At 67.3% G+C, this 15,100-nt stretch carries 12 protein-coding genes; 5 read left to right on the forward strand and 7 right to left on the reverse strand.

The window, feature by feature from the left end; all coding sequences use genetic code 11:
• Window positions 1-53: 53 nt before the first annotated feature.
• Window positions 54-857, reverse strand: coding sequence for an endonuclease III (gene nth, locus D6T63_RS01840; protein WP_120147304.1), 804 nt, complete (start codon window positions 855-857; stop codon window positions 54-56).
• Window positions 858-916: 59 nt separating this feature from the next.
• Complete coding sequence (locus tag D6T63_RS01845) at window positions 917-2,320, reverse strand: DUF4118 domain-containing protein (protein WP_147394282.1); 1,404 nt, start codon at window positions 2,318-2,320, stop codon at window positions 917-919.
• Window positions 2,321-2,619: 299 nt separating this feature from the next.
• Here D6T63_RS01845 and acs point away from each other — a divergent pair, with 299 nt between their 5' ends.
• Window positions 2,620-4,578 (forward strand): acetate--CoA ligase, encoded by a 1,959-nt coding sequence (gene acs, locus D6T63_RS01850; protein WP_120147306.1) that lies wholly within the window; start codon window positions 2,620-2,622, stop codon window positions 4,576-4,578.
• Window positions 4,579-4,645: 67 nt separating this feature from the next.
• Here acs and D6T63_RS01855 read toward each other — a convergent pair whose 3' ends face one another.
• A complete protein-coding gene (locus D6T63_RS01855) occupies window positions 4,646-5,068 on the reverse strand; it encodes an organic hydroperoxide resistance protein (RefSeq protein WP_120147307.1) in 423 nt (140 codons plus the stop codon).
• A gap of 114 nt (window positions 5,069-5,182) precedes the next feature.
• Here D6T63_RS01855 and D6T63_RS01860 point away from each other — a divergent pair, with 114 nt between their 5' ends.
• The 4 genes from D6T63_RS01860 (at window position 5,183) to D6T63_RS01875 (ending at window position 9,693) form a co-directional block, all read left to right on the forward strand.
• Window positions 5,183-5,767, forward strand: a complete 585-nt coding sequence (locus tag D6T63_RS01860) for a TetR/AcrR family transcriptional regulator (protein WP_220725863.1) — start codon at window positions 5,183-5,185, stop codon at window positions 5,765-5,767.
• A gap of 124 nt (window positions 5,768-5,891) precedes the next feature.
• Window positions 5,892-7,217 carry an MFS transporter gene (locus tag D6T63_RS01865; RefSeq protein ID WP_235830491.1) on the forward strand — a complete coding sequence of 442 codons (1,326 nt, stop codon included), beginning with the start codon at window positions 5,892-5,894 and terminating at the stop codon, window positions 7,215-7,217.
• A gap of 7 nt (window positions 7,218-7,224) precedes the next feature.
• Window positions 7,225-7,680 (forward strand): type II 3-dehydroquinate dehydratase, encoded by a 456-nt coding sequence (gene aroQ / locus D6T63_RS01870; RefSeq protein WP_120147310.1) that lies wholly within the window; start codon window positions 7,225-7,227, stop codon window positions 7,678-7,680.
• A gap of 105 nt (window positions 7,681-7,785) precedes the next feature.
• Window positions 7,786-9,693 carry a dipeptide ABC transporter ATP-binding protein gene (locus D6T63_RS01875; protein ID WP_120147311.1) on the forward strand — a complete coding sequence of 636 codons (1,908 nt, stop codon included), beginning with the start codon at window positions 7,786-7,788 and terminating at the stop codon, window positions 9,691-9,693.
• Window positions 9,694-9,840: 147 nt separating this feature from the next.
• On the opposite strand, the gene D6T63_RS01880 is transcribed toward D6T63_RS01875, so the two are convergent.
• The 4 genes from D6T63_RS01880 to D6T63_RS01895 form a co-directional block, all read right to left on the reverse strand.
• Complete coding sequence (locus D6T63_RS01880) at window positions 9,841-10,782, reverse strand: ABC transporter permease (protein ID WP_120147312.1); 942 nt, start codon at window positions 10,780-10,782, stop codon at window positions 9,841-9,843.
• Window positions 10,779-11,783 (reverse strand): ABC transporter permease, encoded by a 1,005-nt coding sequence (locus D6T63_RS01885; RefSeq protein WP_120147313.1) that lies wholly within the window; start codon window positions 11,781-11,783, stop codon window positions 10,779-10,781. Before D6T63_RS01885 ends, D6T63_RS01880 begins: the two co-directional genes overlap by 4 nt.
• A 99-nt stretch (window positions 11,784-11,882) precedes the next feature.
• On the reverse strand, window positions 11,883-13,577 hold the full coding sequence (locus tag D6T63_RS01890; RefSeq protein WP_120147314.1) for an ABC transporter substrate-binding protein: 1,695 nt from the start codon (window positions 13,575-13,577) through the stop codon (window positions 11,883-11,885).
• Between the two features lie 272 nt (window positions 13,578-13,849).
• On the reverse strand, window positions 13,850-15,049 hold the full coding sequence (locus D6T63_RS01895) for a MarP family serine protease (protein WP_235830492.1): 1,200 nt from the start codon (window positions 15,047-15,049) through the stop codon (window positions 13,850-13,852).
• Between the last annotated feature and the right edge of the window lie 51 nt (window positions 15,050-15,100).

Here is a 15,100-nt window from a genome sequence, read left to right on the forward strand (position 1 = left end):
ACGAATCGGTGGACAGTCCTTTTCGGGGACTACTCCTGGATGGAGGTGGTCGCTCAGGCACCCAGTCCGTGTCCTGCCTCGCGCAGTTCGGCCCGGGTCCGTCCGCCACGCATCAACTCCAGCAGCTCTTCCCGCCCGGGCGCCAGCTCGTACTTGAGCAGCTTCGCCGCCTTCATCGGGTCCGTCTCACCGTCACCGTAGGAGGGGCACAACGCCGCGATCGGGCAGACGCCGCACGCGGGCTTCTTCGCGTGGCAGATCCGCCGCCCGTGGAAGATGACACGGTGGGACAGCATCGTCCAGTCCCTGCGCTCGAAGAGGACTGCGACGTCCATTTCGACCTTTACCGGATCCTCGGAGGTGGTCCAGCGGAACCGCCGCGACAGTCGTCCGAAGTGCGTGTCCACGGTGATACCGGGAACGCCGAACGCATTCCCGAGGACGACATTGGCCGTCTTGCGCCCTACTCCGGGCAGGGTGACCAGGTCCTCCAGTCTGGCTGGGACCTCTCCGTCGAACTCGTCGACCAGGCGCCGGGACAGCGAGAGGAGGCTGTTGGCTTTGGCCCGGTAGAAGCCGGTGGGCCGGATGATCTCCTGCAGGTCCGTTTCATCCGCTTCCGACAGGGCCTGTGCGTCGGGGTAGCGTTCGAAGAGGGTCGGCGTGGTGAGGTTGACCCGCACGTCGGTCGTCTGGGCGGAGAGCACTGTCGCCACCAGCAGCTCGAAGGCGTTCTTGAAGTCCAGTTCGGCAACCGCGTAGGGGTAGGTCTCGCTGAGGATCCTGTTGATCTTACGGGCCCGACGCTTGAGCGCGAGAGGCGCCTCCTCCTCGACCTTCGCTTTCCTGCCTGCCACGATGGGCTTCCTTTCGGCGGTGCTGTTCAGGCCACTGGGGCAGCGGCGAGGGCGGAGCGTCAGTCGCGGGGAGCGCGCTCGATGTTGCGCAGGTCCCGCAGGACGCCTACTGCGCCCGTGCGCTTGTCCTGTACCAGGAATTCACGACCACGGTCTTCGATGCCTACTTCCCAATCCCCGGGTTGCAGGGTGAAGACCTCCCGCCCCGTCTGCTCGTCGAAGGCCGGTCGCGGGGAACCGACCGCGAACCAGAAGGCCTCGACGACGGGCTCCTCGTCGGCCGACCGGGTTGCGGTGATAGGTTCCTGGCGACTCCGGTCCTCCGAGGAGCTGTCAGCCTCCGCATAGGTCCTCGTGGGCTCGTCACGCACCACGTCGTGAACGCGCGTCTCGTCGACGCGCTTCACCACGGAGTCCGAGCGATCGGCCGTATCCGCGGATGCTGCTGCATCATGATCGGATTTCTGGGAGCTAGCCCGCTCGAGACCGGACTGACCTGATGCAGCGGCTCCTGCTCCGACCGCGCCCGCTCCGCCGGCACCGTAGAGACCTGCTCCGTTCTGCCGAACTGCCGCAGCAGCAGGATTGACGCCGTCCTCCGGGGATCGTCGCGCGCGGTCACTGGACCGGACCGGAGCGGACGTGGCAGCGGTCGTGGTTTCGTCCTTCGCGCGGGGCTTCGCCTCGGGAGCGGCCCTCGCAGGTTTCGGCGGCCGCGGGCGCGCGGCCGTTATGGGGCGCGCGGCTGTGTGGGCGGGAATTTCGGGTCGGTCCGCGAAGTCGTTCCTGATGACGGGCAGGAACGACCCGACGACGGTCGCGGCCAGCATGCCCAAGCTACCGATCAGCGCGAGAAGCGGCCCGTAGTGGAAGGCGGTGACGGTTTGCAGGAAGAAGTAGGTAGCGGCCAGCACGGCGGCGACCGACGCGAACTGATCGACGGAGAGGGAGCCGACACGGAGGCCGGCGGAGCCCAGCCGGCGTCCGGCGATAAGGGCCGCTGCGACCACGGGCAGCAGGATACCGATCCCGATGAAGAAGAGCGGTTCGCTGTTCCAGAAGGTGGAGTAGCGCACCACACCGTCAATGAACGGTAGGAGCGTTCCGATGAAGGCGAGCGCTACTCCTCCCCCGAAGATGACCTCGCGCAGGGTGAACGGACCGAGGAGAGCTTCGCTGGGCCCGAGGGGAGCCGACGTTGTGCCGGTAGAGGCCGCACTGCCCGCGGGCGATGCACCACCCTTCCGCGAAACTTCGGCGGCGGAAACATCACCTGCAGTCGGCGATGACGCGGTCGACGATGACGCGGTAGACGATGACGCGGTAGACGATGACCGGGACGGCGCCGTCGTATCGACTCCTGAGGAGCCCGAGGTAGAGGGCCCGCTGCCGTGTCTGGGCCTTGGGTGTGATTCTGCCGATGTGGTGCCGGTGGCTCGCTGCCCCTCGGATGCTTCGGTCATGGTCTACTCCCGTTCATAGCGCTGGTCACCCGCGGCCCCACGGACCGCCGGCGCTGAATACCTCCTTCCACCCTAGCCACCGGCCCGCGGCATCTCCACCAACACGGAAGGGAGACAGGCCGCCGCTCACCGCACAATCAGCGCATCTCGGCTAGGTCCTGTGATGTCCGGCACACGCCTGCTCGGAGAACTCGATAGTCTTCCCCCTGGAGCACGTTGTGGCGTGGGAAATCCTTGCGGCACCCGCGCCCCGCCTTGCACAGAGAAACGTCACCGGACACGTCACAAAGGGGTAGAACATGAGCGCCGAACGCCAGGGCGACGCCTTCGAGAACCTGCTGCACGAGGAACGCCGCTTCCCGCCCAGCGAGGAGTTTGCCGCGAATGCCGTCGCACAGCCGTCCCTCTATGACGAGGCACGCGAGCAGGGTACCGAATTCTGGGCACGGCAGGCACGCGAGCTCCTCACTTGGGAGAAGGACTTCACCCAGACGCTCGACTGGTCGGACGCGCCCTTCGCGAAGTGGTTCGTCGGCGGCACGGTGAACGCTGCATACAACGCGCTCGACCGCCATGTCGAGGCCGGTCTCGGCGACCGCGTCGCGATCCACTTCGAGGGTGAGCCCGGGGACACGCGCACCATCACCTACGCGGAGCTCACCCGGGAGGTCAAGCAGGCGGCCAACGCCTTCGAGTCCCTCGGCGTCCGGAAGGGCGACCGCGTGGCCGTCTACCTTCCGATGATCCCCGAAGCCGTTGTCACCATGCTGGCCTGCGCGAGGATCGGTGCGGTCCACTCCGTGGTCTTCGGTGGCTTCTCGGCCGATGCGCTCCGCAGCCGCATCGACGACGCCGAGGCCAAACTCGTGGTGACCTCCGACGGCACCTACCGTCGCGGCAAGCCGAGCGCCCTCAAACCGGCCGTCGACGGCGCCCTCGAGAAGGAGGGCCACACGGTCACGAGCGTCGTGGTCGTCCGCCGCAACAACGAGCCGGTCGAATGGACCGAGGGACGCGACGTCTGGTGGCACGACGCCGTCGCCCACGCCTCCGAGGAGCACACCGCCGTGGCGCACGATGCGGAGCACCCGCTCTTCATCCTGTACACCTCGGGGACCACGGGAAAGCCGAAGGGCATCCTGCACACGACCGGCGGCTACCTGACGCAGACGGCGTTCACCCACAAGAACACCTTCGACCTGCGGCCCGAGACCGACGTCTTCTGGTGCACGGCGGACATCGGCTGGGTCACCGGTCACAGCTATGTCGCCTACGCCCCCCTCGTCAACGGCGCCACGCAGCTCATGTATGAGGGAACGCCGGACACCCCGCACCAGGGTCGGTGGTGGGAGCTGATCGAGAAGTACAAGGTCTCCATCCTCTACACGGCGCCGACGGCGATCCGCACGTTCATGAAGTGGGGCCGCGACATCCCCAAGAAGTACGACCTCTCGTCCATCCGCGTCCTCGGGTCCGTCGGGGAGCCCATCAATCCCGAGGCCTGGATGTGGTACCGGGAGGTCATCGGCGGCGGCAAGGCCCCTGTGGTGGATACATGGTGGCAGACGGAGACCGGCGCGCACATGATCGCGCCGATGCCGGGCGTGACTGCGGCGAAGCCGGGCTCCGCGCAGGTGGCCGTACCCGGAATCGCCGTCGACGTCGTCGACGAGATGGGCGAGTCGGTGCCGAACGGCTCCGGTGGCTACCTGGTCATCCGGGAACCGTGGCCCGCCATGCTGCGCGGCATCTGGGGCGACCCCCAGCGGTTCAAGGACACCTACTGGTCCCGCTTCGACGCCATGTACTTCGCGGGCGACGGCGCCAAGAAGGACGATGACGGAGACATCTGGCTCCTGGGCAGGGTCGACGACGTCATGAACATCTCGGGCCACCGACTGTCCACGACGGAGATCGAGTCGGCGCTGGTGAGCCACCCGTCCGTGGCGGAGGCCGCCGTCGTCGGCGCGAGCGACGAGACGACGGGCCAGGCCGTGGTCGCATTCGTCATCCTGCGCGGTTCGGCGAAGGATGACGACGACATCGTCACCACGCTGCGCAATCACGTGGGTAAGGAGATCGGCCCGATCGCGAAGCCGCGGAACATCCTGGTGGTTCCCGAACTGCCCAAGACGCGCAGCGGGAAGATCATGCGCCGGCTGCTCAAGGATGTCGCCGAGGGTCGCGAGGTCGGGGATGCCACGACGCTGTCCGACCCGACGATCATGCAGCAGATCGCCGCTTCCCTGCGGAAGTAGCGGCTGCAGGACGGAGCGGGAAAGGCCCCCGCACCTACGGGGGCCTTTCGCGGATCGTGCAGGTACGTCAGCCGATCGTGGCGTCGACCGTGACCTCGATGTTGCCGCGGGTGGCGTTGGAGTACGGGCATACCTGGTGCGCCTGCTCCACGAGCAGGTCTGCCGTCTCCTGGTCCACTCCGCCGATCTCGGCGTGGAGGGCGACGGCGAGCGTGAAGGCCCCGCCGTCGGTGGGGTTGATGCTGACCTCGGCCGTGACGGCGGTGTCACTGATCCTGGCCTTGCTTCGGGCCGCGACGAGCTTCAGGGCGCTGTGGAAGCAGGCGGCGTAGCCGACGGCGAAGAGTTGCTCGGGATTGGTTGCCCCACCGGCGCCACCCATCTCCTTGGGAACTGCCAGATCGACGACGAGCATCCCGTCATCGGTGTGAGCCTTGCCGTTACGTCCGTCGCCGGTCGCCGTGGCGACTGCCGTGTAGAGAGCACTCATGGTGTCGATCCTTTCGTCCCGGGTACCCTGCTGGCTCCCGCTCCTCCTGTAGACTAACTAGTCAGTCTACCTGCACCAAATCGTCCACCGAGCGCTACCGATCCCCTAGGGAGCATGATGAACGCCCAGCCGCCCGTCCGCGAGCGCATCCTGGCGTCGGCGACCGCGCTGTTCGAGGCCACCAGCATCCGCTCGATCAGCGCCGACAGGATCATTGCCGACGCCGGCACCACGAAGATGACGTTCTACCGCCACTTCCCGACCAAGGATCACCTCGTGGTCGCCTATCTCGACGGTCGGCTCGAACTGCTGAAGGGCGCCGTCGACCGCGAGACCACTGCCGGCCAGGACGCTTGCGCCGTCCTGCTGCAGCTCGCCTCCGCTCATGGCAGCGAAGCCTGCCGACCGGGCTTCCGCGGATGCACCTTCATCAATGCTGCTGCCGAGTACCCCGCCGACGGTAACGTGGTCCGCGCCGCCGTCGAGCGATACCGGACGTGGCTTCACGGCCTCGTCGCGGAGCTGGTCCGCGATTTGGGTGCGGAGCAGCCGAACGTCGTCGCCGACCAACTGATCATGCTGCGCGACGGCGCGATGGTGCACGGCTTCATGGGCGATCCCGCCTCCGTGACCGACGCGCTCGTCACCGCCGGACGGGCCATCATCACCGCTCACCTCCGCACACCCCTTCCCGCCTGACCTCACTGCAGCGGAACGACCTGCAGCGGAACCGCCTGCAGTGGAACAGGGTCTGGCGTGTACGCCTGTGTGATCTTGATCCTGAAAGATGGCCCGCGTCCGCCACCGGGAGGATGATTTCAGCGTGTCCACAACCCTGCAGCAGCCCCCCGTATCGAATCCGCGCATGGCCCGCCGCGTCGCCGGAGCCTCCTTCGTCGGAACCGCCCTCGAGTCCTACGATTTCTACGTTTTCGGCACAGCTGCCGCACTCGTCTTCAACACCGTCTTCTTCACGGAACAGGATGCGCTGGCCGGCACGCTCTCGGCGTTCCTGGTCTTCGCCATGGGGTTCGTCGCCCGTCCACTCGGCGCCATCATCTTCGGCCACCTCGGTGACCGCATCGGCCGCAAGCGCACACTGATCTGGACCATCACGCTGATGGGCCTCGCGACCGGCACCGTGGGGCTCCTCCCGGACTACACCTCCATCGGCATCTGGGCACCGATCATCCTCACGGCGCTGCGGTTCCTGCAGGGACTATCCCTCGGCGGCGAATGGGGCGGCTCCATCCTCATCGCCACCGAGCACGCAGAACCCCGCAAGCGGGCACTCTACGCGTCGATCCCCCAGCTCGGTTCCCCCGTCGGCACCATGCTGATCTCCGCCATCTTCCTCGTCCTCGCCGTCGTCGCGCCCGAGGTCATGACCACCTGGGGCTGGCGTATCCCGTTCCTGCTCGCGTTCCCCTTCCTCGCCGTCGCAATCTACCTCCGTCTCGCCATCGACGAGACACCGGTCTTCGAGCAGGCGAGCCGGAACCACGAGCTCCCCCGCGTGCCGTTCCTCGAGGTCCTGAAGTCGCAGCCCGCCGCGATCGTCGTCGCCATCGCCTCGGCGGTCCTGGGCATCGGCTCCTACTTCCTGATGGTGACCTACACGCAGGCCTACGGAACCACCACCCTCGGCCTCTCCCAGGAAACCGTGCTGAACGCGGCGCTCGTGGGATCCGTCCTGCAGCTCGGCACCATTCCCGCGTTCGGCTACCTGGCGATGCGCATCGGCTCGGCGAAGGTCGTTGCTGGCGGGGCCGTCGGCACGGCGCTCATCGCCTTTCCCCTGTACTGGATCATCAGTGTCGCCACGGAGCCGGTGTACATCGCCGCGATCATCCTCGGCGGCATGCTCCCGACCGCGAGCTGGGCCGCACTCGGCGGACTCATGGCGGATATCTTCAAACCCGCGACGGCATTCACCGCCCTGTCCTTCGCCTACAGCATCGCAGCGATCGTGGCGGGCTTCGCCCCCTCGATCACGCAGCAGTTCGGTATCGCGACCGGGGGCGCCTGGTGGCATCCCGGCGTCGTCCTCGCGGCCATGAGCCTGATCACCGTCGCCGGAGCGTTCGGCGCCGTCCGGCTGCGGTCGCGGTTCGCGCATCCCGGAACGGCCGGCGCGGGTGCGGCATAGTTAGGGCATGACGCCGGCACGCACCCCCAGCATCCTCGTGATCAATGGACCGAATCTGAACCTGCTCGGTACGCGGGAACCGGACGTGTACGGTACGGCGACGCTCGACGACGTCGTCCGGCTCGCGTCCGACGCGGCGCGCAGGGGCGGGTGCGCCGCCACGGCGATGCAGTCCAATCACGAGGGCGAGATCATCGACGCGATCCACGCCGCCCGGGAGACGTCGGACGCGATCGTCATCAACGCCGGGGCATTCACCCACACCTCCATCGCCATCCGCGATGCCCTCGCCGGCGTCGCCCTCCCCGTCGTCGAGGTGCATATCAGCAACGTGCACCGGCGCGAGGACTTCCGGCGCCACTCGTACATCTCGGGCGTGGCCGACGCCGTGATCGTGGGTGCGGGGATCGATGGCTACCGGCTCGCCGTGGACCACCTCGCCAGGGGCCTGACCGGCTCCTGAGCCGGCCCGGCGGCCCGGCGGCCCGCGCGGCATCGTTCCCGAAAAGTTAGGCCGACCGCCGCCGGTTGAGTGGGGATGGCACCTCCCATAGGGCACGATGGAGCTATGACGGACATCACTCCTGCCGGAAGCTCGGCCGATCTGCCCGAAAACCCCGACGCCCCCCTGCTCGAGGTACGGAACCTGGCGGTGAGCTTCCGGACGACCCACGGCGAGGTCCAGGCGGTCGAAGATGCAAGTTTTACCCTCAAGCGCGGCAGCACCCTGGCGATCGTCGGTGAGTCCGGTTCGGGGAAGTCGACGACGGCGATGGCGTGCATCGGCCTGCTGCCCGGCAACGGCCGGGTCACCTCGGGAAGCATCACGTTCGAGGGACGGGACCTCGTCGGTCTGTCCGAAGCGAAGATGCGAGCCATCCGCGGCAGGGCGATCGGCCTCGTCCCGCAGGATCCGATGTCCAACCTGAATCCGGTGACGAAGATCGGCACGCAGGTCGCCGAGACCCTCCTCGTACACGGCATGGCGACCAAGAAGAACGTCAAGCGGCGCGTCATCGAGGTACTCACCGCGGCAGGCCTGCCCGACGCCGGCGAGCGCGCAAAGCAGTACCCCCACGAGTTCTCCGGCGGCATGCGCCAGCGGGCACTGATCGCGATCGGCCTCGCCTGCCAGCCGCGCCTCCTCATCGCCGATGAGCCGACGTCGGCCCTGGACGTGACCGTGCAGCGCACTATCCTCGACCAGATCGAGACCATGACCGAGCAGATCGGTACGTCTGTACTGCTCATCACGCACGACCTCGGCCTCGCCGCCGAGCGCGCCTCGCAGCTCGTGGTGATGCACCGTGGGCGCGTCGTGGAGACCGGCCCGGCCGAGCAGCTGCTCAATGATCCGCAGCACCCCTACACGCAGTCGCTCGTCCGGGCGGCTCCCAGCGTCGCCGCGGTCCGACTGCGTCCCGGCGCCTTCAACGCGGACGCTGCGACGCGCCTCAAGCTCGCCGAGGCGGTATTCGCCGAGCACGAAGCTGGGCACGAAGGGCACGACGGCGCAAGGCACCCCGATCCCGCAATCGCGGATACGGCTGCCCCGCCCACTCCCGTTGCGCCCACCGGTGCCCACGCAGCGACGTCCTCGACGGACCGACCGGCCCAGCCCCGGTCCACCGCCGGAACCTCTGCCGGGACCGCCGGGACCACCGCAGCCACCCCGCCGGCGAACATCGTCGAGATCCGCGACCTCACCAAGATCTACAAGCGACGCGGCAGCAAGGATGACTTCTATGCAGCGAAGAACGTCACGCTCGACGTGCCCCGCGGGCAGACCGTCGCGATCGTCGGGGAGTCCGGTTCGGGCAAGACGACGACGGCGAGGATGCTGCTCAAGCTGATCGAGCCGACATCGGGCACCATGACCTTCGACGGCATGGATGTCGCCACCCTCGACAAGGCGCAGCTCAACGATTTCCGGCAGCGCGTGCAGCCGATCTTCCAGGATCCCTACTCGTCGCTGAACCCGATGTTCACGATCGAGCGCATCGTCGAGGAACCGCTCAACGCCTACAAGCGGGGCTCGAAGAAGGATCGGGCGGCGCGCGTCCGTGAGCTCATGGACCAGGTCTCGCTTCCGCAGAACGCGCTGAGGCGCTACCCGGCGGAGCTCTCCGGCGGTCAGCGGCAGCGCGTCGCGATCGCCCGGGCCCTTGCCCTGCAGCCCGAGCTGATCGTGTGCGACGAGCCGGTCTCGGCGCTCGACGTCCTGGTACAGGCGCAGATCCTCAAACTCCTCGGCGACCTGCAGTCCGAGCTGGGCCTGAGCTACCTGTTCATCTCGCACGACCTCGCGGTGGTGCGGCTCATCTCGGACTACGTCTGCGTCATGAAGGACGGCGAGCTCGTGGAGGCGGCAAGTTCCGAAGAGGTGTTCCAGAACCCCCGCCATCCGTACACGCGGAAGCTCCTCGCCTCCATTCCCGGGAACGAACTCAATATCCCCGAGGACCTCGCCTCCTAGTCGCCATCACCAGCTGATGCGGCCGGAGGATCTCACTCCGTGCCTCGTGTTCCGTCCGCATCAGGCCGGCGTGCTCGTTCACGAGGCACATGAGAGCGGCCACCACCTTCTGAGGTGATGGCCGCCGGCTACGCGGACGAACGAGGGCTACTTTCTGCGGGTCTTCGGATCGAGGGCCTCGCGCAGCGATTCGCCCAGCAACGTGAAGCCGAGTGCCGTGATGACGATGCACGCGCCCGGGAGGAAGGCGAGCTGCGGTGCGACCGCGAGTTCAGCCTGCGCGTAGGTCAGCATGCGTCCCCACTCGGCGGTCTGCGGAAGCCCGCCGCCGAGGCCGAGGAAGGCCAGCGCGGCGGCGTCGATCACGGCGGTGGCGAGGCTGAGGGTGGCCTGCACGATCACGGGACCCATGCTGTTCGGCAGCAGGTGGCTCATCGTGATGGTGCGGCGGCTGAGCCCGAGGGTCTGCGCCGCGAGGATGTAGTCGGCACCACGCTGCGAGAGCATCGACGAGCGCAGGAGCCTCGCGAAGATCGGGATCTGGGAGACGCCGATGGCAATCATGATCGCGTAGGTGCTCTGGCCCAGCATCGCGGCGATGCTGACGGCGAGGAGGAGGCTGGGGACGGACAGCAGGATGTCCACGAACCGCATGATCAGGCTGTCCACCCAGCCGCCGAGGCCACCGGCCAGGACGCCCAGCAGCATACCGCCCGCGAGACCGAGCGCCGTCGAGATGACACCGATGAGCAGCGATGCCCGGGCGCCCCAGATGAGCTTGCTGAGGACGTCCCCACCGAAGCGGTCGAGGCCCAGCGGGAAGCCCTCGATCTCGCCCGGTCCGGGGATGGTGGTGGGAGTGATGGAGGTACGGCCGGGGAGGTCGTTCCCGCCGTAGGGTGCCAGGAGCGGGGCGAGGATCGCGACGAGCAGGAAGAGCCCGATGATGACGGCGCCCACGATCGCCTGCGGGTTGGTGCGCAGGCGGAGGAAAGCATCCTTCCAGAGTCCGGTTCCCCGTCCGGTGTCGATTGCGGGATCGTTCGGAGCCGCTGAACCGCCGACGGCGGGAGGCAGGATGGTACTCATTGCACACGCACCCTCGGGTCGATGACGGAGTAGGACAGGTCGACGATCAGGTTGATCAGCGCGTACAGGACCGCGATGAAGATGATGAAGCCCTGGAGCACGGGGTAGTCCAGCCCGAAGATCGCGTCACGCAGGAACCTGCCGATGCCGTTGAAGGCGAAGACCGTCTCGGTGAGCACCGCTCCCGAAATGAGCAGGCCGAGCTGGAGGCCGATGGTCGTGACCACCGGCAGCATCGCGTTCCTCAGGATGAAACTCCCGCGGATGGTCCGCTCCATCAGGCCCTTGGCGCGCGCGGTCCGCACGTAGTCGGCGTTCTGCACCTCGAGCACCGAGGCTCGCGTGATGCGGACGATGATCGCCAGCGGAATGGTGCCCAGGGCCAGCCCCGGGAGGATGAGGTGGAGGAAGGCGTCCCAGGCGGCGTCGTACTCGCCCGTCAGCAGGCCGTCCAGCACGTAGAACTGCGTGTAGTGCGTGGCGTCGATGCGTGGGCTCTGCCGACCGTCGGGAGGCAGGAGGGACCACTGGATGGCGAACAGGTACTTGAGGATGAAGGCCAGGAAGAAGACCGGCACGGTGATGCCGACCAGGCTGAGCACCACCGAGCTGTGGTCGAGGAACCTGCCGTAGTGCCTCGCTGCGAGGTATCCGAGCGGCACACCCACGCCGATCGAGAAGATCAGCGCGATCACGGTGAGTTCGAGCGTGGCGGGGAACCGCGTGGCGAACTCCTCGAGTACCGGGCGACCGGTGTTGATGGATACCCCGAAGTCACCCTGCAGCAGCTTGCCGATGTAGGTCAGGTACTGAACGATCAGGGGGCGGTCGAAGCCGTACAGCTCGTTGACCCGGGCGATAGCCTCGGGGGTCGCCTTCTCTCCCAGCAGCGCGGTCGCCGGACCACCGGGCAGGCTCCGTACCCAGAGGAACAGCAGGATGGACAGTCCGAACAGGGTGGGGACGAGCAGGGCTATCCGCTTGCCGATGACGCGTAACACTCAGGGATCCTTCCGGGTCGACCGGCGGGAGCCGGACACGGGTCGAACAGCACGGGCCGGCCACCGGGATCAGTGGCCGGCCCGTGCAGCGTGGTGCTGCTACTCGCTCAGCTCGATCGCGGTGAAGACCTCGTCGTTGACGGGGCTCGCCGGGTAGGAGGTGACACGGGGCGCGAACGCCAGCGATGGAGCGGGGTGGGCGAGCGGGATGGCCGGGTTGAACTCGGCGATCTGCTCGTTGATGTCCTTGTACAGCTCCGTCTGCTGGTCGCGGTCACTGACGCCGCGTGCCTCGTCGAGGGCCGCGAACAGCTCAGGGTTGTCGAAGCCGAACTCCAGCTTCTCCTGACCGAAGAAGACGCCGATGAAGTTGTCGGTGTCGTTGTAGTCGCCGGTCCACCCGAGAAGGTGCAGGCCGTGGTCCGGGGTGCCCTGGACCTGGTTGAGGTAGTCGGGCGACCAGGCCGCGGGAGCCGGGTTGACCGTGATACCCACTTCGCCGAGCTGCGCCTGCAGGTTGGTGAAGACCTGCTCGGGAGTCGGCATGTACGGGCGTGAGACGTTCGTCGGGTAGTTAAACGTGACCTCGAAGCCATCCGGGTAGCCGGCCTCGGCCAGCAGTTCCTTCGCACGGGTCGGGTCGTAGTCGTACGTCGTGACGTCCTCGTTGTAGCCGTCGACGACGTCGGGGATGAACTGCGTGGCGACCTTCGTGCCCTCGGGCAGGGTCTGCGCCACGAGCGCATCCTTGTCGATTGCGTGGGCGATGGCCTCGCGGACCTTCGGGTCCTTGAGCTCGGGGATGGCCTGGTTCATACCGAGGTAGAGGATGGTGAACGGGTCACGCGGGGTGATGTTGTAGCCGGCGTCCTTCAGGGACTGCGTGTCGGCGGGTGCAACGAGGTCGTAGCCGTCGATGTCACCGGCCTCGAGTGCCTGGCGGCGTGCCTGCGGGTCGTCGATGATGCGGAAGATCGTGTTGGTGATCTGGCCCTTGTCGCCCCAGTAGTCGTCGTAGATCGAGACCTCGAGCTGCTGCCCGACGTCCCACGAGTCGAACTTGAACGGACCGGTGCCCACGGGGTGGCCGAGGGCGTACTCGCTCAGCGAGGGGGCTTCGGCGGTGCCGCCGATGTCGTCGGCCGAGTACTGCTCGAGCGCCGTCGGGCTCTGCATGGCGAAGGCCGGCAGGGACAGCGCTGCGATGAATCCGGCGAACGGCTTGGCGAGGTTGACGGTGACTTCGTTGTCACTGTTGGCCTCGCAGGACTCGTAGACGGCGTTCTCGGGGCTGTCGGCGAAGCCACGGAACAGCGAGCCGTAGTAGTACGACGTCGTCTCGGCCTGCTGAATGCCGGTCCAGTTGTACCAGCGGTCGAAGTTGAAGCAGACGGCCTCCGCGTCGAACGGGGTGCCGTCGTGGAAGGTCACGCCTTCCTTGAGCTGGAAGACCGTGGACAGTCCGTCCTCGGCGGTCTCCCACGACTCGGCGAGCAGTGGTGCCGGATCAGCGGTGCCTGCTTCGACGCCCACGAGGCCCTCGAAGATCTGGCGGCTGACGCGGAAGGACTCACCGTCGCTGGCGAAGGCAGGATCGAGCGACTTCGGATCGGAGGACGCAGCGAAGACGAAGGTGGAGTCGACCGCGGTATCGCCCTCGGCCGCGGTGTCCTCCTCGCGCTGGCTCTGAACGCAGCCCGTGAGGAGGAGAGCTGCGATGGACATTCCTGCTGTGAGCGCAGCGCGTTTTCTTGTGAAACCCGCGCCGCGCACGGATGTGCCTCGGTTGGACATGTGTTGCTCCCTGGTGAACGAGTGATTCCTACCGGATCTACCGGTATCCATGGGGACCACAGCGCGAACGCGCTGATCCGTGTGACGAGCCTAACTTCCAGGACGACCGTGATCGGTATTTCCCGGGCTTCCATGGTCACGATTTGGCATCACGCACAGTCCGGTGCGCGGTTGTCACGAGCGCGAAATACCCCCGACATCGGAGGACAGAGCACGGACACGGTGCACGCACGCACCGGTCCTCCCCAGCAGTCCATCGAGTGGCTATGGACCTACCCGCGCGCGCACTGCCCGGCAGAGACGGCGTCGTCCAGGCCCGGCGCGCTCTCCGCGATGGGACGCAGCTCAGCCAGCGACAGCGCATAGCCGACAGGGGCGTTCGCAGTCGACTTGGCGAACACGACGCCGGCGACGCGACCCTGCAGATCCAGCAGCGGCCCGCCCGAGTTCCCCTGCTGCACATCGGCGGCGAGGCTGTAGACCTCGAGCGGCTGTGGATCCGCGCCGTAGATGTTCTTGACCAGGACGGGCGAGAGGCTCTGGACGCTTGCCGGCTGGATCCGGTACGGACCACCGGCGGGGTATCCCGCGAAGGCCGCCGTCGCGCCGGTGTCGAGCTCCTCGCCGAGAGGTAGCGGGGCGGCCTGCAATCCGTCGACCGCGATCACCGCGATGTCGCGGTCGGTGTCGAGCTGCACCACCCTCCCGGGCAGGGCTCCTCCGCCGGGGACCTCGACCACGGGCTCATCGACACCGGCGACGACGTGCGCGTTGGTGACCACACGCCCAGGGGCGACGACGAAGCCGGAACCGGTCTGGTTCTGCCCGCACTGGAAGGCCGTCCCCGTGATGCGGACCACCGAGGCAGCAGCGGCGGCCAGTTCGGGGGTGTCGACCGAAGCATCGGGCACTTCGGCGGGCGCCACCGGTCCGACGGTCGCCAGGATCGTGGGGATGCCGTCGTCGACGGCGATCGTGCGCAGCTCGGCCATCCAGGTACGGACCGGTCCGGGCGTCACGGTATCGATGCCGCGGATCACCTGGGAGGCCGCGAGCTGCTGGGACAGGAACGGGACGCCGAGGGTCCCGACGCTGAATGCGAGCATCGAAAGGACCAGGGCGGCGACGACCACGTTCACCACACCGCCGAGGATCCGGTCGATGATCCGGAGCGGCGGGAAGTCCGACCAGCGGCGGATGGACGCGCCGAGAGCCGAACCGACGGCCTGTCCGAGAATGATCAGCACAACGACCGTGGCGATGACCGCGATGAGTCGCCACGGGTTGTCGGGGACCCAGCCGCTGACGAGCGGAATCGCGAAGAAGGCCGCGACCGCGCCCGCCACGAAGCCGGCGATACCGCCAAGGGTGACCAGGAAGCCGTTGCGGATACCGGTCACGAGGTAACCGAGCAGCACCACCAGCAGGACGAGATCGAGGAGCGTGAACTCCGCGAAGCTGATTTCGGGCACGTAGGTTCTCCCCTTGCTATGGACAGCGGGAGAAACGCGAACCTCCCTACA

It is taken from the genome of Arthrobacter cheniae (genome assembly GCF_003602275.1).
Taxonomy (GTDB): Bacteria; Actinomycetota; Actinomycetes; order Actinomycetales; family Micrococcaceae; genus Arthrobacter_D; species Arthrobacter_D cheniae.

Bases quoted from the DNA above. Each gene is read 5' to 3' on its own strand.
- D6T63_RS01845 (WP_147394282.1), bottom strand. From the start codon at position 2,320: ATGACCGAAGCATCCGAGGGGCAGCGAGCCACCGGCACCACATCGGCA.
- acs (WP_120147306.1), top strand. From the start codon at position 2,620: ATGAGCGCCGAACGCCAGGGCGACGCCTTCGAGAACCTGCTGCACGAG.
- D6T63_RS01855 (WP_120147307.1), bottom strand. From the start codon at position 5,068: ATGAGTGCTCTCTACACGGCAGTCGCCACGGCGACCGGCGACGGACGT.
- D6T63_RS01860 (WP_220725863.1), top strand. From the start codon at position 5,183: ATGATGAACGCCCAGCCGCCCGTCCGCGAGCGCATCCTGGCGTCGGCG.
- aroQ (WP_120147310.1), top strand. From the start codon at position 7,225: ATGACGCCGGCACGCACCCCCAGCATCCTCGTGATCAATGGACCGAAT.
- D6T63_RS01875 (WP_120147311.1), top strand. From the start codon at position 7,786: ATGACGGACATCACTCCTGCCGGAAGCTCGGCCGATCTGCCCGAAAAC.
- D6T63_RS01880 (WP_120147312.1), bottom strand. From the start codon at position 10,782: ATGAGTACCATCCTGCCTCCCGCCGTCGGCGGTTCAGCGGCTCCGAAC.
- D6T63_RS01890 (WP_120147314.1), bottom strand. From the start codon at position 13,577: ATGTCCAACCGAGGCACATCCGTGCGCGGCGCGGGTTTCACAAGAAAA.